The sequence below is a fragment of the Asanoa ishikariensis genome (assembly GCF_900107455.1).
Classification (GTDB): Bacteria; Actinomycetota; Actinomycetes; order Mycobacteriales; family Micromonosporaceae; genus Asanoa; species Asanoa ishikariensis.
Genome location: NZ_FNQB01000003.1, coordinates 61,856 through 86,156, shown reverse-complemented (window position 1 = coordinate 86,156; position 24,301 = coordinate 61,856). Strand labels below are relative to the sequence as shown.

General features: G+C 71.6%; 23 protein-coding genes. 16 read left to right on the top strand and 7 right to left on the bottom strand.

Annotated elements, in window-relative coordinates; translation table 11 throughout:
* The first annotated feature begins 57 nt into the window (after positions 1–57).
* Both BLV39_RS24480 and BLV39_RS24475 read left to right on the top strand, forming a co-directional pair.
* A complete protein-coding gene (locus BLV39_RS24480; protein ID WP_090797976.1) occupies positions 58–2,832 on the top strand; it encodes a glycoside hydrolase family 3 protein in 2,775 nt (924 codons plus the stop codon).
* A complete protein-coding gene (locus tag BLV39_RS24475) occupies positions 2,829–3,857 on the top strand; it encodes a LacI family DNA-binding transcriptional regulator (RefSeq protein ID WP_090797973.1) in 1,029 nt (342 codons plus the stop codon). The genes BLV39_RS24480 and BLV39_RS24475 overlap by 4 nt, the downstream gene beginning before the upstream one ends.
* On the opposite strand, the gene BLV39_RS24470 is transcribed toward BLV39_RS24475, so the two are convergent.
* Together BLV39_RS24470 and BLV39_RS24465 are read right to left on the bottom strand one after the other, a co-directional pair.
* On the bottom strand, positions 3,854–4,612 hold the full coding sequence (locus BLV39_RS24470; protein WP_090797970.1) for an EAL domain-containing protein: 759 nt from the start codon (positions 4,610–4,612) through the stop codon (positions 3,854–3,856). The genes BLV39_RS24475 and BLV39_RS24470 overlap by 4 nt on opposite strands.
* Before the next feature lie 132 nt (positions 4,613–4,744).
* Positions 4,745–7,486 (bottom strand): AAA family ATPase, encoded by a 2,742-nt coding sequence (locus tag BLV39_RS24465; protein WP_090797967.1) that lies wholly within the window; start codon positions 7,484–7,486, stop codon positions 4,745–4,747.
* Between the two features lie 110 nt (positions 7,487–7,596).
* On the opposite strand from BLV39_RS24465, the gene BLV39_RS24460 reads away from it, so the two are divergent.
* The gene (locus tag BLV39_RS24460; RefSeq protein WP_090797964.1) at positions 7,597–8,292 is read left to right on the top strand and encodes an alpha/beta fold hydrolase; all 696 of its coding nucleotides are present in this window, start codon (positions 7,597–7,599) and stop codon (positions 8,290–8,292) included.
* Here BLV39_RS24460 and BLV39_RS24455 read toward each other — a convergent pair.
* A complete protein-coding gene (locus BLV39_RS24455; RefSeq protein ID WP_090797961.1) occupies positions 8,289–8,675 on the bottom strand; it encodes a RidA family protein in 387 nt (128 codons plus the stop codon). The two genes, BLV39_RS24460 and BLV39_RS24455, sit on opposite strands and share 4 nt — an antisense overlap.
* Before the next feature lie 21 nt (positions 8,676–8,696).
* On the opposite strand from BLV39_RS24455, the gene BLV39_RS24450 reads away from it, so the two are divergent.
* Positions 8,697–9,290 carry a CGNR zinc finger domain-containing protein gene (locus BLV39_RS24450; RefSeq protein ID WP_090797959.1) on the top strand — a complete coding sequence of 198 codons (594 nt, stop codon included), beginning with the start codon at positions 8,697–8,699 and terminating at the stop codon, positions 9,288–9,290.
* Here BLV39_RS24450 and BLV39_RS24445 read toward each other — a convergent pair whose 3' ends face one another.
* The gene (locus BLV39_RS24445; RefSeq protein WP_090797956.1) at positions 9,291–9,626 is read right to left on the bottom strand and encodes a VOC family protein; all 336 of its coding nucleotides are present in this window, start codon (positions 9,624–9,626) and stop codon (positions 9,291–9,293) included.
* Between the two features lie 26 nt (positions 9,627–9,652).
* Here BLV39_RS24445 and BLV39_RS24440 point away from each other — a divergent pair, with 26 nt between their 5' ends.
* Together BLV39_RS24440 and BLV39_RS24435 are read left to right on the top strand one after the other, a co-directional pair.
* Positions 9,653–10,270 (top strand): class I SAM-dependent methyltransferase, encoded by a 618-nt coding sequence (locus BLV39_RS24440; RefSeq protein ID WP_090797954.1) that lies wholly within the window; start codon positions 9,653–9,655, stop codon positions 10,268–10,270.
* A 105-nt stretch (positions 10,271–10,375) separates the two neighbouring features.
* On the top strand, positions 10,376–11,356 hold the full coding sequence (locus tag BLV39_RS24435) for a polysaccharide deacetylase family protein (protein ID WP_090797951.1): 981 nt from the start codon (positions 10,376–10,378) through the stop codon (positions 11,354–11,356).
* A 43-nt stretch (positions 11,357–11,399) separates the two neighbouring features.
* Here the strand turns inward: BLV39_RS24435 and BLV39_RS42450 are convergent, their stop codons facing one another.
* Positions 11,400–11,588 (bottom strand): hypothetical protein, encoded by a 189-nt coding sequence (locus BLV39_RS42450; RefSeq protein ID WP_143049868.1) that lies wholly within the window; start codon positions 11,586–11,588, stop codon positions 11,400–11,402.
* Between the two features lie 4 nt (positions 11,589–11,592).
* On the bottom strand, positions 11,593–12,576 hold the full coding sequence (locus BLV39_RS24430) for a hypothetical protein (RefSeq protein WP_090797947.1): 984 nt from the start codon (positions 12,574–12,576) through the stop codon (positions 11,593–11,595).
* A 261-nt stretch (positions 12,577–12,837) separates the two neighbouring features.
* Between BLV39_RS24430 and BLV39_RS24425 the strand changes: the two genes are divergently transcribed.
* From BLV39_RS24425 to BLV39_RS24415, 3 genes are read left to right on the top strand one after another with little or no spacing between them, the layout of a single operon-like run.
* A complete protein-coding gene (locus BLV39_RS24425; protein WP_239083496.1) occupies positions 12,838–13,548 on the top strand; it encodes a response regulator transcription factor in 711 nt (236 codons plus the stop codon).
* Between the two features lie 45 nt (positions 13,549–13,593).
* A complete protein-coding gene (locus BLV39_RS24420; RefSeq protein WP_143049867.1) occupies positions 13,594–13,974 on the top strand; it encodes a hypothetical protein in 381 nt (126 codons plus the stop codon).
* Positions 13,975–14,000: 26 nt separating this feature from the next.
* The gene (locus BLV39_RS24415; protein WP_090797942.1) at positions 14,001–14,912 is read left to right on the top strand and encodes a serine hydrolase domain-containing protein; all 912 of its coding nucleotides are present in this window, start codon (positions 14,001–14,003) and stop codon (positions 14,910–14,912) included.
* Here the strand turns inward: BLV39_RS24415 and BLV39_RS24410 are convergent.
* Entirely contained in the window at positions 14,905–15,270 is a 366-nt protein-coding gene (locus tag BLV39_RS24410; protein ID WP_090797939.1) for a DUF4267 domain-containing protein, read from the bottom strand. The two genes, BLV39_RS24415 and BLV39_RS24410, sit on opposite strands and share 8 nt — an antisense overlap.
* Before the next feature lie 88 nt (positions 15,271–15,358).
* Between BLV39_RS24410 and BLV39_RS24405 the strand changes: the two genes are divergently transcribed.
* The 7 genes from BLV39_RS24405 (at position 15,359) to BLV39_RS24375 (ending at position 24,301) form a co-directional block, all read left to right on the top strand.
* Positions 15,359–15,931, top strand: a complete 573-nt coding sequence (locus BLV39_RS24405) for a TetR/AcrR family transcriptional regulator (protein WP_090797935.1) — start codon at positions 15,359–15,361, stop codon at positions 15,929–15,931.
* Between the two features lie 79 nt (positions 15,932–16,010).
* On the top strand, positions 16,011–18,734 hold the full coding sequence (locus BLV39_RS24400) for a CHAT domain-containing protein (protein ID WP_143049866.1): 2,724 nt from the start codon (positions 16,011–16,013) through the stop codon (positions 18,732–18,734).
* Positions 18,728–19,309: a hypothetical protein gene (locus BLV39_RS24395; RefSeq protein ID WP_090797929.1), complete on the top strand. Its 582-nt coding sequence runs from the start codon at positions 18,728–18,730 to the stop codon at positions 19,307–19,309. Before BLV39_RS24400 ends, BLV39_RS24395 begins: the two co-directional genes overlap by 7 nt.
* Positions 19,310–19,312: 3 nt before the next feature.
* Entirely contained in the window at positions 19,313–20,158 is an 846-nt protein-coding gene (locus BLV39_RS24390; RefSeq protein ID WP_090797926.1) for a hypothetical protein, read from the top strand.
* Between the two features lie 53 nt (positions 20,159–20,211).
* Positions 20,212–20,598, top strand: a complete 387-nt coding sequence (locus tag BLV39_RS24385) for an effector-associated constant component EACC1 (protein WP_090797923.1) — start codon at positions 20,212–20,214, stop codon at positions 20,596–20,598.
* Positions 20,595–21,959: an NAD(P)H-quinone dehydrogenase gene (locus tag BLV39_RS24380; protein WP_090797920.1), complete on the top strand. Its 1,365-nt coding sequence runs from the start codon at positions 20,595–20,597 to the stop codon at positions 21,957–21,959. The genes BLV39_RS24385 and BLV39_RS24380 overlap by 4 nt, the downstream gene beginning before the upstream one ends.
* Positions 21,956–24,301: a caspase, EACC1-associated type gene (locus BLV39_RS24375; RefSeq protein WP_090797917.1), complete on the top strand. Its 2,346-nt coding sequence runs from the start codon at positions 21,956–21,958 to the stop codon at positions 24,299–24,301. The genes BLV39_RS24380 and BLV39_RS24375 overlap by 4 nt, the downstream gene beginning before the upstream one ends.

Below are 24,301 nucleotides of genomic sequence, written 5' to 3'. Positions count from 1 at the left end.
GCTTCGACCACCCGCGATGACGCCTGCCCGCAGGCCCTCGGGAGGAGAGCACGACTTATGGACGAACCTTTCCGTGACCCGGACGCATCGCCGGCCGTGCGGCTGGCCGACCTGGTCGCCCGGCTCACCGTCGCCGAGAAAGTGGCGTTGCTGCATCAGCACCAGGCGGCGATCCCCCGGCTGGACATCGCGGCGTTCAAGACCGGCACGGAGGCGCTGCACGGCGTGGCCTGGCTCGGCATCGCGACGGTCTTCCCGCAGGCCGTCGGGCTGGGTGCGACCTGGGACCCCGACCTCGTGCGCCGGGTCGGTGCGGCGGTCGGCGACGAGGTCCGCGGCATGCACCGCAAGGACCCGGGTGTCGGCCTCAACGTGTGGGCGCCGGTGGTCAACCCGCTGCGCGACCCGCGCTGGGGCCGCAACGAGGAGGGCTACGCCGAGGACCCCTGGCTGACCGGGGTGCTCGGCACCGCGTACGCCTCGGGCCTGCGGGGTGATCACCCCACCTATCTGCGCACCGTGCCGACGCTCAAGCACTTCCTCGGCTACAACAACGAGACCGACCGGCACCTGACCTCCAGCGACCTTCCGCCACGGGTCCTCCACGAGTACGAGCTTCCGGCGTTCCGTGCCCCGATCGAGGCGGGCGCCGCCGGAGCCGTGATGGCCTCGTACAACCTGGTCAACGGTCGTCCCGCGCACGTCAGCCCGCTGTTGGGGACGCTGCGCGAATGGACGAGCGACGACCTCCTCGTCGTCGGCGACGCCGGGGCGGCGAGCAACCTCGCCGGCGAGCAGGGCACCCACCCAGACCAGGTCACCGGCTTCGCGGCGGCGCTGCGGGCCGGTGTCGACTGCTTCACCGAGGACGGCGCCGATCCCGTGCCGACGATCCGCCGGATCACCGAGGCGCTGGAGCGTGGGCTGGTGGAGCCGGCCGACGTCGACCGGGCGGTCACCCGCGTCCTGGGTGTCCGGCTCCGCCTCGGCGAGTTCGACCCGCCGGAGCGCAACCCGTACGCCGCGGTCACGACCGAGGTGGTCAACTGTCCCGACCACCAGAGGCTGGCCCGCGAGGCCGCCCGGCGCGCGATCGTGCTGCTGCGCAACGACGGGGTGCTGCCGATCCGGGCCGGGCAGAGCGTCGCCGTCGTCGGCCCGCTCGGCGACACGGTGCTGCTCGACTGGTACAGCGGCTCGCTGCCGTACGCGGTCACCGCCGTGGCCGGGCTGGCCGAGCGCCTCGGCTCGGTGCGCTGCGCCGAAGGCGCCGACCGCGTCGCGCTGGTGACCGCGCGGGGCGGGGTCCGCACCGACGGCGGGACGCTCCGGGTCACGGACGAGGGTGACGCGGCGCATTTCGACGTCCTCGACTGGGGCAGCGACGCGATCACCCTGCGGGCAGTCAGCAACGGTCGCTACGTCCGTGCGGACGAGCAGGGCGTGCTGGTCAACGACCGTCCCGGGCCGGGCGAGTGGGTGGTCCGCGAGACGTTCGAGGCGACCACCGGCCCCGACGGCACCGTGCTGCGCTCGCTCGCGGCCGACCGCTGGGTCACCGTCGCCGCCGACGGCGTCCTGCGCGCCGATGCCCTGACCGCCGACCTGGCCACACCGTTCCAGGTCGACCTGGTCAGCGACGGCATCGAGGCGGCCGTGGCGGCCGCGCGGGACGTCGACGTGGTCATCGTGGCGCTCGGGAGTCATCCGATGGTCGGCGGCCGGGAGACGCAGGATCGGGCCGACCTCGCGTTGCCACCGGCTCAGGCGGCGCTGCTGCGTGCGGTCCAGGCCGCCAACCCGCGCACCGTTCTGCTGCTGGTGAGTGGATATCCCTACGCGATCGGCCCGGTGGCGGCGGTGCTGTGGTCGGCCCACGGCGGGCAGGAGTTCGGCGCCGCGCTCGCCGACGTGCTGCTGGGCCGGACCGCCGACGGCGAGCCGGCGGAGCCGGTCGGGCGGTTGCCGCAGACCTGGTACGCCGACGCGACCGCGCTGCCGGATCTGCTCGACTACGACATCATCTCGGCCGACGCCACGTACCAGTACTTCCGCGGCGTGCCGCTCTACCCCTTCGGTCACGGACTCGGATACACCCGCTTCGTCCACAGTGATCTGCGGTGCGCGGGTACCGTCGGCCCCGACGGGCAGGTGGAGCTCAGCGTCGACGTGCGCAACGTCGGTGACCGTCCTGGCGAAGAGGTCGTGCAGCTCTACAGCCAACAGCGCTCCTCGCGGGTGAAGCAGCCGCTGCGCCGGCTGCGCGGATTCCGGCGGTTACGACTCGCGCCTGGCGCGAGCGAGACGGTGACGCTGACGCTGCGCGCGCAGGACCTCGCGATCTGGGACACCCGGCCGGTTGTCGAGGACGCCGAGCACACCGTCTGGGTCGGACGGTCGTGTCTCGACGCCGCCGCGGTCACCTCGCTGCGGGTGCGTGGCGAGCGGATCGGTGCCCGCGACCCGCTGCGCGTGCCGTTGCGGGCCGCGGACCGGGACGCCGAGTCGGGGACGGTGCTGACCGCGGAGACGCCCGAGCGCGGCGACGCGGTCCTGGCGACCGGGGTGGGTTCGTGGCTGGCCTTCCACGACGTCGACCTCGCGTCGGCGGCCCGGCAGGTGGTCGTCCGCGTCGCCGCGCCGCCCGGGGGAACCCGGGTGACCGTCCGGCTCGACGACCCGATCTCCGGCCTCGTCGCCGCCGACCTCGAGGTGCCGGCAGGCCGGACAGAGGTCAGTGGAGAGCTTGTCCACCCGGGCGCGGTGCACGACCTCTACCTCGTGCTGGGAGCGGCCGGCACCCGGGTCGCCGGACTCGAGTTCCGCGCATGACCGCCAAACGTCCCGACCTGGTGACGATCGCCGACGTGGCGCAGCACGCCGGGGTGGCCGTCAGCACCGTGTCGTACGTCCTGTCGGCCAAGCGCGCCATCTCCGCCGCCACCCGCGAGCGGGTCCTGGCCAGCATCGCGACGCTGGGTTTCCAGCCCAACGCGGGCGCGCGGGCGCTGGCCAGCCGGCGGGCCAACGTGATCGCCCTGGTCCTGCCGCTGCGCACCGGCATGCACCTGCCGATCCTCATGCAGTTGATGACCGCCGTGGTCACCGGCGCCCGTGGCCACGACCACGACGTGCTGATCATGACCGCCGACGAAGGGCCGGACGGCCTGCGCCGGGTCGCCGACAGCTCCATGGTCGACGGCGTGGTGGTCATGGACGTCGAACTGTCGGACCCGCGCGTGCCGGTGCTGCGTGAGCTGCGCCGGCCGAGCGTCCTGATCGGCTTTCCGGCCGACCCGAGCGGGCTGACCTGTGTCGACCTGGACTTCCACCGCGCCGGCGCCCGCTGCGTCGAGGAGCTGGTCGCGCTCGGCCACCGCGGTGTCGCCCTGCTCGGTGCGCCGGCCGTGGTCTACACCCGCGGGACCGGTTTCGCCCACCGCACCCGGACCGGTTTCCTGGCGGCGGTGGAGAAGGCGGAGGTGTCCGGTGTCGCGTGGCCGTGCGAGGAGGACCAGGTGTCGGTGGCCACCACGTTGCGTGACTTGTTGCGGCGCCACCCGAACACGACCGGCATCGTGGTGCACAACGAGGCGGCGGTCGACCATGTGATGCGGCTGCTGCCGTCGTTGGGCCGGCGGGTCCCCCGCGACATGTCGGTGATCGCGATCTGCCCGGACCAGGTCGCCGAACGTACCCGGCCGGCCCTGTCCTCGGTGTCGATCCCGGCGGACGAGATCGGAAAGCAGGCGGTGGCACTGCTGATGGCGAAGCTCGCAGGCCCTCCGCCGCCCGCCGCGACGCTCCTGACACCGGTGCTGACCGTCAGGTCGAGCACGGACCGTCGCCAGCGCTAGAGAGAGGCGGTCAGCTCGGCCAGGGTCAGCGGGCGGGCCAGGTGGAAGCCCTGCGCGTACGACACCCCGATCCGGGCGAGGGCGGCCAGTTGCTCCGCGGTCTCGACGCCCTCGGCGGTGACGTGCAGGCGCAGGCCGTGGGCCAGGTTGGTGAGCAGCGTGACGATGGCGTGGTCGCGGGGGTTGTCCAGCATGCCGGCCACGAACTGCTTGTCGATCTTGATCTCGTGCAGCGCCAGCTTGGAGAGGTAGCGCAGGTCGGTCGACCCGGCTCCCATGTCGTCGAGGGCGACACCGACGCCGCGCTCGATCAGGCTCTGCAGGCGCGGGCCGGCCTGGGTGAGGGTGTCCAGGTCGGCGCCTTCGGAGAGCTCCAGCCGCAGCCGCCGCGCGGGCAGCCCCGCCCGCTGGAGCGCGGTGCCGACGAGCTCGGTGAAGTCGGACGCCAGTGTGGGTGCGGAGAGGTTGACGTTGAGGTGTTCGGGCGCGGCGGCCCCGAGCGACTTCAGGTCGCTGCACGCGCGGTACAGGACCCAACGATCCAGCAGCGGCATGTGCCCGTCGCGGTGGGCCGTGTGCAGGAACTGGTCCGGGGTGATCAGCCCGTGCTCCGGGTGCTCCCAGCGCACCAGGGCCTCCACGGCCACGACAGCCCGGTCGGCTATCCGCACGATGGGCTGGTAGAGCACTCGAAGCTCCTCGTTGGCGACGGCTTGGACGACGTTGCGCTCGGCGCTTGCGGTGGGGGTTGTCATGCACCCACGGTCGCGGCGCGGCACGTGGCTCAGGCCCGTCGAGAACCCCGGTCGCGCAGGCCCGGTCGGGTTCACGGGGGCACGGGGACCGGACCGGGCTGTCCCCGATGTCCGCTTCAGGGGTACCGGGGGCTACTTGGAGGAGGCGGTCACGCCCGCGTCGAGCGGGGTGTCGCGTAGTTCCCGGCGCGAGCCGATGGCGAGCTTCGCGAAGACCTTCCGCAAATGCCACTCGACGGTCCGCGGACTGATGAACAGCTCGGCGCCGATCTCCTGGTTGGTTTTGCCGTCGCGGGCCAGGGAGGCGATCAGCGACTCCTGCGGCGTGAGGTCCAGGGCGGTGTCGGGGGTACGTTTGCGCACCGTCTCGCCCGTGGCCAGCAACTCGTTGCGCGCCCGCTCGGCGAACGCCGCTGCTCCCATGTGGACGAACAGGTCGTGGGCGTGCCGGAGCTGGTCGCGGGCGTCCACACGGCGGTTGTCGCGGCGCAGCCACTCCCCGTACACCAGTTGGGCTCTGGCCAGGTGCGCGTTCATGCGGCACTCGGCGAGCAGGTCGACGGCCCTCCGATAGTGACGGTCGGCCTCAGCGCCCTGGCTCAACAGCGCCCGCGCGCGGGCCTCGGTGCCCAGCGCCCAGGACGTGCCGCTCGCCTGGGTCCGCTCGGTGAGCTGACGCAGGGCATCGGCGCCGACGTCCCACTCCTCCAGCCGTGCGGCCGACTCCACGAGCTCGGCCAGCGCCCACGACTTGGCCACGAGCTGGTCGCCCTTGCTCGCCCGCCGCGCGGCGGCGAGGGCGATCGCCCAGCGGCCCAGGCCGTTGTTCAGCACCGCCGACGCGTACTCCGTCAGCACCAGCGCGCTGCCCTCGCCGCGTGGGAACGCGTCCTGGATGCCGACCTCGGTGAGCTTGGCGGTCTCGGGCTGGTCGCCCCGCCAGGCCGCCAACATCGTCGGCGTGTACGGCGGCGGCACGACCCGGATGGCGGCGTTGAGCGCGGCCGCCTCGTCGGTCAGCGCGGTGGCGGTGGCGAAGTCGCCGGCCTGAAGATGGAAGCTGGCGAGATAGTCCAGGGCCATCGGGAGCAGGCTCAACGTGCCGGTGTCGCGGGCGCCGCGCACATGTCGGCCCAGCAGGTCACGCCACGCGGGTCCTTCCCACAGCTCCATCGCGACCAACGAGCACGTCAGGCAGACCAACGTGCCCTTGGGATGGGCGCGGACGGCGTCCACGGCCTGCCGCAGCGTCGGCGCCGCCTCGGCGTATCCCTGGGTGAACTGCACCGACAGGCCGTCGAGAAGCAGGTCCACCGGATCCTGCGAGCCCGGGTTGGCCGGCACCGATCGGGCCGCCTCGGCCACGGCGCGCATGCCGTGTTCGGGTTCGAGGCGCCCCGCGCCCGCGAACATCGCCGCCAGCAACGCTTCCAGGTACGTCTCCCGCGCCATCGGCACGTCGAGCGGGGTGAGCCGGCGCGCCGCGTCGAGCAGCAGCTCCGGTGCGTCGGTGCCTCGGCTACGGGCGAACACCAGCTCCGCGCGCAGGCGTTCCACCCGGGCGAGCTGCAGGCCGTCCAGGTCGGCCATCTCCGCTGTGCCGATCAGCTCGTCGGCCGCGTCGGACGCGCCCGCGGCCAGTGCGGCCTGTGCGGCGGCGACTGCCCGCAGGCCCCTGCGGGCCAGGCTCGGTGTCAGCTCGGTGGCCCGTTGCAGGAAGGCGGCCGCCGCGACGGCACCGCCGCGCGCCCGCGCCCGGTTGGCGGACCGTTCCAGCTCACCGGCCAGCTCCTCGTCGGGTGCCGCGGCGGCGGCCGCGAGGTGCCAGGCGCGGCGGTCCGGGTCGGTCCGCCGATCGGTCGCTTCCGCCAGCGCGCGGTGCGCCTGGCGCAACTGGGCCCGCCCGGCCGAGCGGTGCACGGCCGAACGCACCAGCGGGTGGGCGAAGCTGACCCGGGCGCCCAGGGTGATAAGCCCGTCGGCTTCCGCGGGCGCGGCGGCGTCCTCGCCGAGGCCGAGCCGGGCCGCCGCACTCCACAGCACGGTCGGGTCGCCGACGGGTTCGACGGCGGCCAGCAACAGGAACTGTTGGGTCTGCACCGGCAGGGCGCGTACCCGACGGATGTAGCTCTGCTCGACCCGACCGGCCCGGTTCTCCGCCGGCCGCTCGGGCTCCGTCGAGGTCAGCTCGGCCGGCAGCTCGAGCAGCGCGAGTGGGTTGCCCCGCGCCTCGGCCAGGATCCGGTCCCGCACCCGCTCGTCGCGCAGGGTTGGCACCGCCGACGCCAACAACGCGCGCGCGGCGTGGTCGTCCAGGCCCGTCACCAGCAGTTCCGGCAGCCCGAGCAGCTCGTCGTCCGTGCTGGGCGCCAACTGGGCGAAGACCAGGGCAACCGGGTCCGCGACCAGTCGCCGGGCCACGAAGGCCAGCGCCTGGGCCGAGGCGCGGTCGAGCCACTGGACGTCGTCGACGAGACAGACGAGCGGCCCGCCACGCGCCGTCTCCGAGAGCAGGGTAAGCACTGCCAACCCGACCAAGAACCGATCTGGTGCTGTTCCCTCGACGAGCCCGAACGCGACCCGCAGCGCGTCCCGCTGCGGCGCCGGGAGGTCGTCCGTCTGGTCGAGCATCGAGACGCAGAACTGGTGCAGGCCGGCGTACGGCAGCTCCATCTCGGACTCCACGCCGGTAACCCGGATGATCCGCGTGTCGGCCGCCTGGGCGGCCAGATAGTCGAGCAGGGCGGTCTTGCCCTCGCCGGCCTCTCCACGCAGCACCAGCACCACGGGTTTGCCGGCCGACAGGTCAGCGGCGACCTGGTCGAGCACCTCACACTCGGCCTGCCGACCGTGGAGTCCAGGTCCGCGATACATCAACCTCCACGCTAGCCCGGCCTGGCGTTCCCGGCTGGCCAGTGGCGGATGCGGGGCACACACGTTACGGCGCAGGCTTCGTCCATTAGCCATCCCGGAGGTGAACAGAGATGTCCGAGACTGATGTCACGGTGGTGCTGGCGCACGGTGCCTGGGCCGACGGTTCGAGCTGGAACAAGGTGATCGCCGGACTGCGGGCGCAGGGCGTGCGGGCGGTCGCCGCCCCGTTGCCGCTGACGTCCCTGGCGGACGACGTCGCCGCGCTCGACCGCACGCTCGAGGTGGTCGACGGCCCGGTGGTGCTGGTGGGACACGCGTACGCGGGAGCGGTCATCTCGTCGGCGACCGAGGGCAACGTCGCGGCCCTGGTGTACGTAGCGGCGCTGGCCCCGGACGAGGGCGAGACCGTGGCGGACGTGTTCTACCGGGCCGACCCGCACCCGCAGGCGCCCAAGCTGGGTCCCGACCGCCACGGCCTCATCTGGTTGCCGCAGGAGGCCTTCGCGTCGGCGTTCGCGCAGCACGCGACGGAAGAGGAGCAGGCGCTGCTGGCGGCCACGCAACGGCCGATCGCGGCGGGTGCCATCGGCGTCCAGGTGGCACGTCCGTCCTGGAAGGACACCCAGAGCTGGTACCTGGTGGCCGAGGAGGACCGGATGATCCCGCCGGAGACGCAGCGCTTCATGGCCGAGCGGATGGGTGCGCACGTGCACACCGCACCCGTCGACCACCTGCCCATGCTCACCTCGCCGGCCACGGTCGTCGACATCGTGATGGACGCGGTGCGCCAGGTCGAGCGCTCCTAGACGACGGCGACGGCGTCGATCTCGACGAGCACGCCGGGGGCCAGGTCGGCGACAACGTGGACGGTGATCGCCGGCGGCGGGTCCTCCCGGTTCCAGACCTGCTGGAACGCGGCCACACCGTCGTCGAACGACTGACCCGCCACCGTGGCGATACGCCAGTGCACGATGTTGGCCAGGGTCGCGCCTTCGCTCTCCAGGATCGTCGCGAGGTTGCGGAACGCCTGCAGGGACTGCTCCCCCACCGTGGGACCGACGACCTTGCCGTCGGCGTCGACGCCGTTCTGCCCGCCGATGTAGATCGTCTTGGTCGGCTGCTCGACCACGACCGCCTGGCTGAACGCCGGGCTGCGATGCATTCCCTCGGGGTTGATGTGTCGAATCATGACACCAGTTATAGTGGTGTCATGCGAGTGACCGCAACCGGAAGACGACTGATCGACCCCAAGGGAGGGTCGTTCTGGTTCGACGCCGGCGCGGTCTGCCTGGACTTCGCCCACACGGGCGGCGAGGGCCAGTACGCGGTGTTCGAGTCCCTCCACGAGCCGGCCGATCTCGCCGCGTGGCTGGCCACGCCGCCGCTGTCGGTGGTCGTCACGGTCCCGGTGTCGGCCCGCGAGCTCACCGCGGCCAAGACCCTGCGCCAGGCGATCTGGGTCGCGGCACACGCCCGGGCCTCCGGTGAGGCGTTGCCTCAGGACGTGGTGGCGACCATCAACCGGGCCGCGGCGGGGGCGCCGCTGCAGCCATCGCTGGCCCTTGACGGGACGACCGCGCTCTGGGCGTCGCCGGTACGCGCGACGCAGGCGCTGTCGAGCCTCGCGCGGGAGATGATCGACCTGCTGTCCGGACCGCTCGCCTCGCGCATCCGTGAGTGCGCGAGCGACAACTGCCCGCTGGTGTTCGTCGACTCGTCGCGCCCCGGCGCTCGGCGCTGGTGCGCGATGGAACGGTGCGGCAACCGCCACAAGCTCCGCGCCCTGCGCGCCCGGCGGGCCTAGTCAGGTCGTGGCGCCGCCGAAGCCGAACTCGTTGCCTTCGGGGTCACGGTAGGTCACCTTGCGTACCCCGTTGTCGTAGGTCTCGTCGACGGCGGGCATGAGCCCCCGCCCGGCGATGTCGGCGACCCGCGCCGCGATGTCGTCGACGAAGACGGTCTGCAGCGCGTGGCCGGCGTGGTCGGGCCGCTGTTCTATGTAGACGAAGCGGTGCTCGGCGAGCTCCCAGACCGCCTCGACGTCGTTCGGCTTGAACGACGGCGGGGCGCCGAGCAGCCGCTCGTACCAATTCAGCGCTGTGGGAAAGTCCCGGACGGAGATTCCGGCGAACAGGTCCATTTGGCCATGCTAGCTAGGGTCTCTTCATGATTGACGAGACCCGGGAGACGTACGACCTGATCGCGGCCGAGTACGCCAGGCGGAAGGCGCCCGTCGACGCCCGTCTGCAAGGCGACCTCGACGCGATGCGTGCCATGCTCCCGCCGGGTGGTGTCGTTGTCGACGCGGGCTGTGGGCCCGGCCGCGAGCTCGGCCTGCTGCGCTCGTCCGGCTTCCGGGTGGTCGGCGTCGACCTTTCTCTCGGCCAGCTCCGCGCGGGCGGGGTGCCCGATGTCGCGCAGGCCGACATGCGCCGGCTTCCGCTGCGGACCGGGTCGGCCGACGCGGTCTGGTGCCAGGCCGCGCTGCTGCACATCCCCCATCCCGAGGTGCCGGCGGTGCTCGCGGAGTTCGCCCGGGTCGTGCGGGACGGCGGTGCGCTCTACCTGAACGTGGCCGAGGGCGACAGCGAGGGTTGGGAGGTCGCTCGCAACTACAACTCCGCACACCGGCGCTGGTTCACCTATCACCGCGAGCCGGCACTGACCGCGCTGCTGGCCGCTGCCGGGTTCGAGGTCGGCCGCATCGGGCGCCACCGGGCCTACCATGACTGGCTCGCGGTGCACGCCACCCGGATGTTTCCGAAACTTTCCGGAAGTCGTTGACCCGCCCGAAACACCGTGGCAATACTCCATCCATTGAGGTCGATGGGACCACCGACCTCACCACGACCGCGGGCCGAGCGGCAGTGACCGGAGGAGGACCTCGGTATGTTCGGTATCCGCACCGCCCGGCTGGCGGTGATCGCCACCGCGGTAGCACTCGGAGGTGTCGCCATCACCGTCACCGCGACACCGGCCGGCGCCGCGACGTGCAACGGCTATGTCGGGCTGACCTTCGACGACGGGCCTACCGGCAGCACCGGGACGCTGCTGAACGTGCTGCGCGCCAACGGCGTGCGGGCCACGATGTTCAACACGGGCCAGAACGCGCAGAACAACCGCTCGGCGGCCCAGGCACAGGTGTCGGCGGGCATGTGGGTCGGCAACCACAGTTGGAACCACGCCCACATGACCGGGATGAGCCAGTCGCAGATGCAGTCGGACTTGTCGCAGGCGAGCTCGGCGATCCAGTCGGCCACCGGCGTACGGCCGCAACTGTTCCGGCCCCCGTACGGCGAGACCAACGGCACGCTCCAGTCGGTCGCCTCGTCGCTCGGCATGCGCCAGGTGATCTGGGACGTGGACTCGCAGGACTGGAACGGCGCCAGCGTCTCCCAGATCGTCTCCAACGCCAGCCGCCTGCAGTCGGGCCAGGTCATCCTGATGCACGACGGCATCCAGAACACCCGCGACGCGATCCCGCAGATCATGGCCAACCTGACGAGCCGCAACCTGTGCCCCGGCATGATCTCGGCATCGACGGGTCGCGCGGTCGCACCCGACGGCGGTAGCACTCCACCACCCGGCGGTGGCGGCTCCTGCTCCGCGTCGCTGTCGTACCCGAACGTCTGGGGCGACCGCTACAACACGTCGGTCACGGTCAGCGGCGCGAGCTCCTGGACGGTGGTCGTGGCCGTGTCGTCGCCGCAGCGAATCACCACGACCTGGAACGGCACGGCGAGCGTGGACGGCAGCGGCACGGTGCTGACGATGCGCTCCAACGGCAGCGGCAACACGTTCGGCTTCACGACGATGTTCAACGGCAACAGCGGCGGCCGGGCGCAGGTCCGCTCCTGCACCGCCGGCTGACGGCACACCAGGCAGGTCGGCCACTCGGCCGACCTGCCACCCGTCAGGCCACCAGGTCCGCGATCGCGGCGGCGATGTGTGCGGCGGTCAGGTCGCACTGCCCGACCAGGGCGCCGTGCGCCTCGCGCGCCGCGAACCACAGACCTGCCGCGGCCGCACCGGGTGCGCCGACCATGGCGGCGACGTCCGCTAGGACCACGGTGCGGCCGCGCTCGATCACGAGTCGGGGCATGGACCTAGCCGGCCCAGTTCGCGACGGCGCGGAAGCCCTCGGACTGGCGCATCCAGAAGTAGCCGTAGGTCGCCGTGCTTCCCAGGTACGGGCCGATCTGCGCGACCAGCGCCCTGGTGCCTTCCCGGTCATGCCCGGCCAGGAAGTTGGCCAGGGCCAGCCAGTGCCGCAGCGTGATGCCACGACCGATCAGCCGAGGCTCGCCCGCCCCACGCCACTTGGCGGCGCACGCCTCGATCTCGCCGATCACCTCGGGCCGGTGGAAGTAGTTCGCCTTCGCGCTCAGCGACTCCTTGCGCGTGTCGAAGCCGTACTCGCGCAGTGCGTACTCGAAGTGGGCGAGCAACGGCAGCATCGCCACCGACGAGCCGGCGGGCGCGGCGGCGGCGGGCTCGCGGGCGGCCTCGAACATCAGCTCGTGGGACCCGTACCACTTCTGGCAGAGGAAGGTCACAGCCATGAGATGGGTCTCGAAGTTGTACGGGTCGCGCTTGACCGACTCCGTCATCGCCGCGTGGAACTCGCCGTGCTGCCGGTGGCCGTCGGCGAGCATCGAGGCCAGGCGGGTCACCCAGGGGTACGGGTCGTCAGGGTTGAGGTCCACCGCGCGCTGACTCTGCCGGGCCGCCAGGGTGGAGAGGCGGTCGAACTCCCGGAACTGCTCTTCGCTGGTGTTGCTTGCCGACGCGTACCCCCGCGCCCTGCCGGCCTGGTCCATCAGGGCGTCCGCCCGCAGGATGGCGACGGTCGGATCGCCGGGCGCGGCGGCCTCCCACGCGTCCAGCCACTGCGGGGACTGCCCGGCGGCGACGCCCAGCACCGAGAGCCGGCGACCACGCAGCTCCCAATCCCGGCCGGTGGCCCCGATCAGGTCACGGGCCGCCGCCCAGTCACCCGCCAACGCCCGGTCACGCACGGCGCGCAGCTCCAGGTCGGCCTGGCTGGCGTCCGTGTCTGGACGGGACGACTTGCGAAAGAGTCCGAACATGCGGGCGATCCTAGAGATTGACGCAACCCCCTGTCTGCCCCTACCGCTCCCCCTTGGGTGGGAGGTGCGCGCACGGCCAGTCCCCCTCGCCAGGGAGGTGGCGAACGCCGATGCGCTGGCATGCTCCCAGCCATGGCCACCGCAGCTGCCACCACCTCGCCGCGCGACCTACGATCCGCCGTAGGCGCGTGGGTTGCACCGCTGACCCTCGCGGTCCTGGTGGGGCTGGTCCTCTTGGCGACCCCACAGAGCAGGGACGATGTGGTTCAGCTCCCGTTCTGGATCGCCAATCTGGCCGCAACGGCGGCGGTCGCGTTGTCCCGCTACCGGCTCGGGTTGGCCGGCTGGCTGGTCGCTGCTCCCTGGTTGCTCTCACCAGTGCCGGGGGCGATGACCTGGGGATGGTGGCTCGCCAGCCTGGCCGTGTTGGGAGTCGCGGTCTTCGACGGCGCACGCCGGCACGCGGTGTTGATCGGGGCCTTGGTGACCGCTCTGGCAATGGTCTACTGCACGACGGACGTGCACTGGAACGTGCCTTTCGTCGGGCCGGTCAACCTGGAATCCCGCGACCCGGTCCGGTGGCTCGACAGCACGAGGCAGTTCTACTTGGCTTCGTACCTGGGCGCGCTGGCCGCCGTCGTGCTCACCGCCATGCTCCTGCGAGCCGTGCTCCGCCGCCGAGAAGCTGGCTCGCCTGTGGAGCCGGAGACCGCGGTAGCCGCGGTCGTCGACGCGTCAGGACCCTGGGCGGACCGGGTCGCGACGCTGACCCGACGCGAGCTCGACGTCCTCCGCGCGGCCGCCAAGGGCATGTCCAACGCCGAGATCGCCGCCGAGCTTCTGGTCGGTGAGGAGACGGTCAAGACCCACATGTCCGAGGTCCTGCGCAAACTCCAATGCCGCAACCGCGTGCAGGCCGTCATCGCGGCGTACGAGGCCGGCCTGGTGGCGCGTGGGACGGTCGAGCAGTAGGCGCACGGGCAACACCACACGCCGCGTATGGGCTAGCCTCACCGCGTGCGAGCGCGACGTCGCTGGATCAGGCCGATGGTGGCGTTGGCTGTCCTTCTTGTTGTGTACGCCGGGTTCACCTGCCTCCCGATAGCGAGGGCGGCTGCGGGCATCGACAACGCCGCGGAGGCGGCCGCGACGGCGTCAGCACAAGGGCAACCCGCGACCCGGCCCGCGCTCGACAGCATGCCGGTCCGCTGCGACGGCTTGGCCGTCGAGACGGACACGTCGAACTTCCACCGAGGCGGCACCGTGACCTCGTCCGTGGGGTGCACCCTCCGCACCCCGGGCTGGCTCGGGTGGTTCGGGGTCGACGACCACGTGGTCCTGCGATCGTCCGCGTCCAGCATCATCTCGGTCGATCGCCCGTACACCTTCGTCGGCTGACCAGGAAAGCCCGCTAGCATCGGCGGATGCCGGAGATCGAGAACTTTTCGGGTGTCATCGCCGTCACGCGGGGTGGGCATCCGGTTGCGACCACCACGCGCGGACCCTGGACGTCGGCCACGCCGTTTCAGATCGCGTCGGTGAGCAAGAACTTCACGGCCACGCTCGCGCTGATGCTGGTCGAGGACGGCGTGCTCGACCTGCACGAACCGCTCACCCGTTGGCTGCCGGAAGCGCAGCCGTCCGTGTCTCTGCATCACATCCTCAGCAACACGTCCGGCATCGGTCATTGGCAGGACGTGCCTGGCATGGACCCCAAAACCCCGGCGACGCGGGACGAGCGGCTGGCGCTCGTGGTCCGCGCGCCGTTGCTGTCCGCGCCCGGCAAGGAGTTCCACTACTCCAGTCCGGCCTTCCTGCTGGCCGGCGTCGTCGCCGAGCGCGCCGCCGGGCGCCCGTACACCGAGCTGTTGGTCGAGAAGATCCTCAAGCCGCTCGGTCTCGCCGCGACCGGCAGTGGCGTGGCCCCGCTGGGCGTGGCGCCGGGTCATCACCAGGGCACGCCCGTCGCGCCGTGGGATCTGCGGTCGATGATCGGGTCGGGTGACATGTTCTCGACGGCCGCGGACCTCGTCGCGTACGCGCACGCGGTGCGCGACGGCTCGCTGGTCTCGCCGGCCTCGCTGGCGCTGATGCGGACGCCGCACGTCGCCTTCCCGGAACCCGACCGCAGCCCCGACGGCCGGTTGGAGATCGTCGGCTACGGCTACGGCCACTACGTCGGGACCTTCGACGGGCGGCCCGCGGTCCTGCACACCGGGGACAACCCTGGCTACAAGTCGTTGGTGGGCTGGTTCCCCGACGACGTCGTCATCGTCGCACTGTCCAATGACGACGCCGTGCGGTGGGAGGACGCGCTCGCGCAGGTGCTCACCTGACGGCGAACAGGAGTCCGGCACTGACGAGGACCAGGACCGCGGTGGCGAAGTGGATGCCGAAGGCGACGGCCTTGGTGCCGCCGTTGCGCAGCACGATCAGAGTGTCGCCGAGCGGGTTGAGGGCCACGACGAGCATGAACCAGGCCGCCGCCAACGGCCCGACGAAGGCGATCAGGGCGAGCCCGAGGATGCCGTAGCTGAGGTCGCGCACGCCCTTGATCGTCAGGTAGGCGCCGGGCCTGGCGGGCACGCCGTAGCCGGTGGCGGCGGCTTCGGGCTGCAGCAGGAACCGGGCGCCGATCACGACGACCAGCAGGTCGAGGACGATGGCCAGGCCGTACGCGATGGGGGTGAGCATGAGTCTCTCCAAAATCTAGCGTCGCTAGGAACAAGAACGACGCTAACATAGCGTCGGCATGGGTGCTAGCGATGCTAGGATCGCTGTCATGTCCATCCAAGCGCGCCGGGAGCGGGAGCGGGCCGACCGCGAACGGTTGATCGTCAGCGTGGCCCGGGAACTGGCCGAGACCGAGGGCTGGGAGGCCGTGACGACCCGGCGCCTCGCCGAACGCGTCGAATACAGCCAGCCCGTGCTCTACAGCCACTTCAAGGGCAAGGACGCGATCGTGGCGGCCGTGGCGGTGGAAGGGTTCGCCGACCTCGCAGCCAAGATGCGCGCCGCCCGCGGCTCGACCCGCAGCCCGCAGAAGGCCCTCGCCAACGTCGCGGCCGCCTATGTCGCGTTCGCCGAGCAGCACCCGGCGCTCTACGACGCGATGTTCAACCAGTTGGTCAGCCTGCCGTTCGCCACCCCCGAGGCACCGGCGGCCCTGCACGCCGGCTTCGACGAGCTGCGTCAGGTGGTCCGTCCCATCGCCGGGGACGACAACGTGGACCTGCTCGCCGAGGTGCTGTGGAGCGGCCTGCACGGGCTCGTGTCACTGACGCGGGGCGGTCGGCTCCCCCGCCAGGACCACGAGCGCAGGCTCGCCCTGCTGCTCAGCCGCGTCTCCCGATAGGGCGCTGTCCCGTATCGGACAGCGGACGGCACAGCGCGCCCTTACTGTGTCAGTTCCGGTGTGGAGGTGACGTGCGACCGTGACCACAGCTGCGGCAATGTCGGTCCTGTCCGCGTCGCCCGGCAAGCGGCGGCGCATGGTGGAGACGTGGCTGCGTGGCCTGTCCACGACGGATCCGGACCTGTCGCTGGTGCCCGCGTTGTACCTCACCAGCGCGACGCCGATGTTGCCGCCACGGGACGGACTGCACGCGGTGACGGTCGGCGAGGAGGTGCTGGACCTACTCGAGCGCGACTTTCTGCCACGATGCCACCCACCGGTCGCGACCGTCGTGCGCCGCAAGATCGAGCTGGCCAGGATCGGATGTCAGACCGGGCGAGGGCTGATCTTCCAGCGGATCGGGCGCGACGACGAGGCGCGCGCGATCTGGCAGGACAACCTCGCGCGGTACGAGCGTCTCGGCTGCACCAACCAGGCGGCCGTGCAGCGGATCAACCTGGCCAGCCTCCTCGCGGTGTTCGGCGACAACGCCGGGGCGCTGCGCGAGTTCGCGGTCCTGTACGAGAACGAGGCGGTGGTGTCGGAGATCCGCCGGGAGGCGTTGAACTTCGCGGCGCTCGTGGCGCTGGGAACCGGCGACCAGCGCGAGAGTGCGCGCCTCGCGCGGCTCTCGCAGGACCTGGTCGGGCCGGCGGGCGAGCGCACGAGGTGGCAGGCGCTCCGCGCTGAGGAGGGCGACGAGGAAATCCCGGACGTCGAGGCGCATCCCGTCGTGCAGTCCATTCTGAGCGGGTTCCGGGATTTGCCGACGCTGGCCCGTGCTGCCGCTCTCGACGGACGACCGCTCGAACCGCCCATGCTCGGCGACAACCCGGTCCGCGACAGTGTCCTGCGTGGATTGGCGCTCGCCGAAGCGGACCGGACGGACGAAGCGATCACCCTGCTGCGTAGCGCCGGTGACACCGCCGCGGAGCAGGGTCTGCTGTGGTGGCACCTCATCGCACGGGACGGGCTCGCGTGGGAGCTCGCAGACACCGACCTGCCGGGCGCGATGGAGGCGGCCCTCGAGGCGGTGGACGTCGCTGAGCTGTTGCGGGGAGCGGTGCTGGACGCCGACGCGCGGTCTCATGTGGGAGGTGCGCTGTCGCCGCACATGACCGCGATGACGATGATGCTCGGCGTGGCGGCCCGATCCGAGGGAAAGCTGCGGGCCCTCGCCCTCTACCGCGCCTTCGAGCTGGGCGAGAGCGCCCGTTCGCGGACGTTCCTGGAGATGCTCGGCGACACCGTCGCGCCGCTGACCGGGTCCAGGATCGTCCGCAAGGAGTCGCGGCTGCGCGAGCGGCTGACCGCGGAGTTGGCGGCGGCCGCCGAGACGGGTGGCCGGGACCGGCAGCGGGCGCTGACCCGAGCCCGGTCGACCCGGGCGAAACTCGATGCGGTCGTGGAGCGCTTGGCGCGGGGCAGCGCGCGCGAGGCCGACTACGCCGAGCTGCGCCACGGGGTTCCGCGTGGATACGACGCGGTGCGCCGGCTGCTGGGCGCCTCGGCGAACGGGGCCAGGCCGCGCGCGGTGTTGTTCTCCTACTACCTGATGAACAGCGAGCTAGTGGTGGTGCTCGTGGGCCGCGAGGACCTGAAGGTCCCCGAGCTCGTGACCGTGACGATCTCCGAGGAATACATCACCGCGGCGGCCGCCTCCATCACCGGGGACACGATCCGGCCGGGTGCCGAGGTGCGCGCCGACTGGCAGACGAGTCTGGCCCCGCTCGTGGCACCGATCAGCGCCTGGTCCGAGCCCGGCGACGTGGTGTGGATCGTGCCGCACGGCCCACTCCACCACGTGCCGCTGCACGCCGTCGAGGTCGACGGTGTGCCGCTGCTGCAGCGCAATCCGGTGTCGTACACGCCGAGCGCTTCGACGATGTCCCACTGCCAACGGCGGCGCACGGGCCGCTACGACCGGATCGCGGCGTTCGCCGACGCTGATCCTCGATCGCCGCTGCCTTACTCGAGGCTGCAAGCACGCGCCATCGTCGACCTGTTCGGCGGCGACGAGGTCCGGCTCGGCCGGGACGCCAACCGCGCGGCCGTCGTGGCGGCGGCCGATGCTGATGTCCTGCACCTGGCGTGTCACGGCGAGTTCAACAGCGAGGACCCGCTGGCGTCCGGGATCTGGCTCGCCGGCCAGGCCGAGGGTGAGCTGGAGATGCTCAGCGCGGCGGATCTGCTCGACACACGGTTGGACGTGAGCCTGGTGACCCTCAGCGCCTGCCGCACCGGCCTGAGCCAGAATCGGCCGGGAGACGAGCTGATCGGCCTGACGCGATCGGTGCTCTACGCCGGCGCCGCCACGGCCCTGATCGCACTGTGGTCGGTGGAGGACGTCTCTACCGGGCTTCTGACGCACGAGTTCTACCTGCGGCTGCGACGGGGCGAGGCGGCGGCCGCCGCCCTGCGCGCCGCCGCGCTCATGATCAGGGATCTTCCCGTCGATACCGTCCTCGCCGCATGTGCGACGGCCCGGCAGGCGGCCCGCGAAGACGGTGACGAGCAGGCCGAGCTCCTGCTGCTCCAGGACATCGCCGACCTGCACCACCGGGCCGGCCACTACGCGGAGGCGATCAACACGTACGACGAGCTTGCCCTCCGGCTGCCGCTGGAGCGACGCGGAATCGCCAACACCGGCGCGGCCCGGGCCCGCCTGGCGCGACGGCGTCCCACGCCGCGTCGCGACGACCTGCGACCGTTCGCCCACCCGTACTACTGGGCGGGCTTCGTCCTGGCGGGCGACTGGTGGTAGGGACCCTGCGCGACTACGCGACCGGCCTGCCCGCGACCGTGCCGTCCGACGCGGCCCCGGCGGACCTGCTCAGGGCAGCCGACGGACACGGGTACGTGGCCGTCACCGAGGCCGGCCTGGTCATCGCGCTCCTGGACGCCGCAGAGCCGGACCCGCCCCTGCCGGTGACGTCGGCGGCGACCCGCGCGCTGCTGCCGCCGCTGGTGATCCTTCCGGCGGACCTGGCCATGGCGGACCTCGTCAGCTCCCCCGCGATCACACTGCTCGACCTGGACAGTCCCGCTGCGCTGCTCGTCGACCCGGCCGGCGAGCCGGTCGCGATCCTGCTCGTGTCGGCGATAGTGGACTACCTGGCCGATCCCGGATACGCGGCCGCACAGCGGCGCCTTGGACCACATGGCCCGACCACGGACGGCACGTGGCCCACCGCGACGCGGGTGCCGCTGGCCAGGCTGCACTGCGCGGCTGCCGGATGCGGCTATCTCAACGAGTTGGTCGAGTACGTCACCGACCCGCCCATCGCCTGTGCGAGCCCCGAGGCGCCCCGCCACGACCTCGTCCTCGGCCGGCGGTGACCGTTGCTGGAAACCCTTACCGGCGCGTTCGACCGGCGCTTCGTCGTCAACGCCCTCCTGCCCGCGCTGGCGTTCCTGAGCCTGCTCCTGGTCGTACCCATGACCCGATACGGCCTGGCCGAGACGCTGGTGGTCTGGGACCGGCAGAGTGGGAGTGCCAAAGCCGTGCTCACCACCGGCTTCCTGGTCAGTGGCGTCGTCGTGGCGGCGGTGCTGAGCGCGTCCGCTCCGGCCGTCCTCAGGTTCGCGCGAGGGGGCTGGCGGTGGTTCCGGCCCACCGTGCTGGGCACCGTGCTCCGCGGCGCCGACCGCTACCCCACGAGTCGGTACGGCATCGACCCAGCGGTGACCTGGCCCAGGCTGTACGCCGTCGTGCCCGAGCCCTGGGCGGCCCTGCTCGCCGCCACCCGCGCGGCGATCACCTTCCACCTGACCCTCGCCGTGCTGTCGGGCGCCCTCGGCATCGCCGCGGCGGTCTTCCTGGTGGCCACCGACGCACCCTGGTGGCTGGTCCTGGCCTGGTACTGGACACCGGCCGCCGCGGCGTGGACGGCGTATCGGGCGGCGGTCGCCAACGCCCGGACGTACGCCGTCTACACCGCCACGACCTTCGACCTCTATCGACGCGACCTGCTCCGCCAGATCGGAAACACCGATTCGGAGACGCCCGAGCTCTGGCAGCGGCTCGCACTCTTCTGGCATCGCAACATTCCCCTCGATGCCGCCGTCGCCCCCGCCGCACCGCCGGTGACGCCGCCGGTCGCCTCCGCGCCTCCGGCGTTGCGACTCTCGGTCGCCTGGGCGGCCACCGTGGTTGCCAGCGGCGCGCTGGCGGTCGTGATCTGGTGACACCATCCGTACGGGGGACGCGGCCGGACCGCACACCCGGCATCTTGGGAAGCGTGTACCTCATCGCGCTCGCTGACGGAGACCCCGACGACCTGCTGAGCGCCAGATCCTGGCTCGCCGATGTCGAGAGCCTGCGTGGCCGTGTCACGCTGCGGCATAGGGCGCCGGTGGAAGGGCAGCTCGGCACGATCACCGACATCGCCGTGATCGTCGGGCCCGGTGGCCTCGGGGCGTTCACCGTGGCGCTGGTGACGTGGCTCCGCAACCGGCACTCCGATGTCACCATCAAGGTCACCGCGGAGTCCGGGGCGACCTGTGAGATCTCGGCGAAGCGGCTGCGACCGGTCGACGCCTCGGCGCTCGCGATCGAGGCCGAGCGGTTGAGCCGGGCGCTCTCCGCGCCTTCACCCGACGGCGGTCCTGACTCCGATCCCGCATGACCCGGCTGGTCATCCTGGGCGGCGGACTCGCCGGCTACCAGGGCGCGCTGGTGGGGGCGCAGCTCGGCGCGGACGTGACCGTGGTGGAGATGGACGCCGTCGGCGGCGCGACAACGTTGGCGGACTGCGTGCCGTCGCGGACGCTGCTGGCGTCGGCGGAGGTGGTTTCCGGATATCGGGACACTGAGGCGCACGGTGTGCACAGCGGAGGGCTGGACGTCACCGTCGACGCGGCGGCATTGCACTCTCGTGTCAAGCTCCTGGCCGGCGCCCAGTCCGCCGACATGTCGACGGTTCTCCACAAGGCGAACGTCAGGGTGGTCAACGGTCGGGCCAAGATCGTCCGCGGCGAGACGAGTCATGCCGTGGTGACGGATGATGACGAACAGTTCCCGGCCGATGTCATCCTGGTCGCCACCGGTTCCCGGCCCCGGGTGTTGCCGATGGCCGAGCCGGACGGCGAGCGGATCCTGACCTATCGCGACCTCTACGACCTGCCCGAGCTGCCGAACCACCTGGTCGTGGTCGGCGCCGGCGTCTCGGGCGTCGAGCTCGCGCACGCGTACCTGGCCATGGGCGTACAGGTGACGCTGATCGCGAATGACCGGATCTTGCCCGGTATCGACCCCGATGCCGTTCGGCTGATCGAGGACACCCTGCACGCCCGCGGCCTGACGATCGTGCAGGGCACCCCGATGGAGCGGGTCGTGGCGGGCGAGCACGGTGCGCGCGTGGTGCTCGCCGACGGCACCGAGGTCGACGGCGACCGCGTCCTGGTCGCGGCGGGTCTGGTCGCCAACGCGCGCGGTCTTGGGCTCAGCGCGGCGCGGGTCGAGCTGACAGCCTCGGGACACATCAAGGTGGACGGATTCGCGCAGACCACCGCGCGCGGGATCTACGCCGCGGGCTCGTGCAGCACCGCCCCCGCGCTGGCCAACGTCGCGGCGATCCAGGGTCAGATCGCGGTCCGCCACGCGCTGAGCGCACCGACGACACCACTGCGGCTCGCCCATCTGCCGCGCGCGGTCCAGACCTCGCCGGAGATCGCGTACGTCGGTGAGACGTACGCGGACCCGGGGTTCAAGGAGCGCAGCCTGGTGGTGTTGCCGCTGGGCGGCAACGCGAGCGCGAAGATCCAGCAGGTTGACGAAGGTTTCATCAAGCTCATCTGCGACAAGCGCGAGGGCACGGTCGTCGGTGGCGTCATCGTCGCCCGGCGGGCCAGCGAGCTGATCACCTCGATCAGCATGGCGATCGCGGCCCGGTTGACCGTCGACCAGGTCGCCCGCACGTTCTCGGTGTTTCCCACACTGTCCAACGGCGTGACGGAAGCCGCCCAGTTGCTCATGAGTCGGCGATGAGGCTACCCAACGCGGCGGTCTCGCAGGCGGTGCTGATCGGCGTGGCCGACTATCCCCCGGAGTCGGGCTTGACGCCGGTGCCGGCTGCCAAGACCAACCTGGCCGATCTGGCGAGCGCCCTCACCGATCAGGACGCAGGCGGCTTCACGCCGGACAACTGCCGCATCCTGACCGATCCCGACGACCTGGCCGCGGTCGGTGTGGCACTGCAGGAGGCGGTTGAGGCCGCGGACGACGTCCTGCTGATCTACTTCGTCGGCCACGGCCTCGTCGACGAGACGGGCGAGCTGATGCTGGCCCTGCCCGGCACGCGACCGAACCTGCCCTGGTTCACCGCGCTGCCGTGGACCGTGCTGCGCAGGCAGATCCTGTCGTCCCGGGCCGCGACCCGGGTGCTGATCATGGATTGTTGCTATTCCGGTCGCGCGATAGACGCCTTGGACGGCGGCGACGAGGCGCTCACCGCGCAGTTCGACATCGCGGGCACCTACATCCTCACGTCGACCAGCCGCACCGAGATCGCCCACGCACCTCCGGAGGAGCCTCACACGGCCTTCACCGGCGAGCTGATTCGCCTGCTCCGCGAGGGCATCGACGGCGCGACTCCACTGTTGACGCTCGACTCGCTTTTCACGGCGTTGCGGACGGCGCACCGCCGGCGCGGTCTGCCGCCGCCCCACCGAAGCGGCACGGACTCTGGCGCCGACCTGGCGCTCGCCCGCAACCGTGCCTATCGCGAGACGATCATCGAACCACTCGGCCCGCACCACCCGGAAACGCTGGCACGCCGGGTCGCCTTGGCCAACGAAGTTGGAGCCCAGGGCCAACTGACGCGCGCCGCCGCGATGTTCGGCGAGATCCTCGACGCTTTCGCGGCTGCCGGCCTGGCCGACACGAAAGCAGCCGACGACGCCAGATTCCAGTGGGCCGTCTGGACCGGATTCGCCGGTGATCCCGCCACGGCCGCTGAAAGGTTGGCCACCATGGCTACCGAGCGGGCCGGCCGGCTGGGCGAGGACGACCCGGCGACGCTCAGCGTGCGTCATCAACACGCGCTGTGGGCAGGGCGGGCCGGCGGTGCCCTGGCCGCAGCCGAGGCGATGACCGAGGTCGCCGAGCGTCGACGGGCGGTCCTCGGCCAACACCACCCCGACACCGCGGCGAGTGAGCTGGGGCTGGTCCGATGGACCGGCAGATCCGGTTTCCCTCAGCGGGCATACGAGTTGGCCTCCCAACTGGCGAGCCAGTTGCCCCGATCCGGAGACCTGCTCGCCTCAGCTATCGCGTCGGAGCACGCAATCTGGGCGTACGAAGCGGACCTTGGTCTCGCGCGGGACGCGTGCACAGCGTTGACCGCGTACGTCGACGCCACCGCTCGCCAGCACCGCCAGCACCATCCTTGGACGCTCCTGCTGACCCGGGACCTGGACCACTGGACGGGTATCGCCGGGGACACCGAAGCGGCGGCCACCGGTCTTGCCGTTCGTGTCGCTGAGCTGACCGAGGCAGCGGGCCCACGGCATCCGGATGCCCTGCTCGCCCGTCAGCTTCACGGCCGTTGGTCCTGCGCGGCACCGCGGGCCGGCGATCTGCGGCCGGTCGAGACCGACCTGTCCGAAGTCGTGGCCGTCCAGTCCGAGGTGCTGGGCGCGGACCACCCGGACACGCTGGTCACCCGACGTGTCCTGGCATTGTGTCGCGATCGCGGGAGCGGCGCGGACGTGACGGATGAGCTCGCCGACATCCAACGGATCCAGTCGGCCACGATCGGCAGTCACCATCCCGAAACCTTGGCGACCGAGTTCGAACGGTGGCGGATCCTGGGTCGGCAGGATGGCATGAGCGCGCTCGAGGTGGCGGAAGCTCTCGCAGCGAACGCGCGGTCCCGCGCCGTGCGGCTGGGCGCCTCGCATCGCGACACGACCGCCAGCGAATGGGCGAGCGCCAGATGGTACGGGCAGGCCGGCAATCCGACACTGGCGATCGAAAAACTGAAGCGGGTACGCAACACACTCGTCCTGCTGTCCGGAGTGGACGATCCGCTGACCCTGGCCGCCGGCCACGACATCGCCCGGTGGACCGGCGAGACCGGTGACCTCTTCGGCGCCGTGGCGCTGCTGTCCGAGGCGATCACCGCACGCGAGCGGGTCATCGGCGAATACCACCGTGAGACGTTTCGCTCCCGCCACCTGCACGCCGTATACCTCGCGCGCGGCGGCAGCACGCGCGAGGCGGCGCTGCTGCTCGCGGACCTGATCGACGACCAGCGGCGCCACCTCGGCCCGGACGACGAGGACGTGACCGTCAGCCTGGCCGACTACCGCGAGGCCAACCGCCGCTGA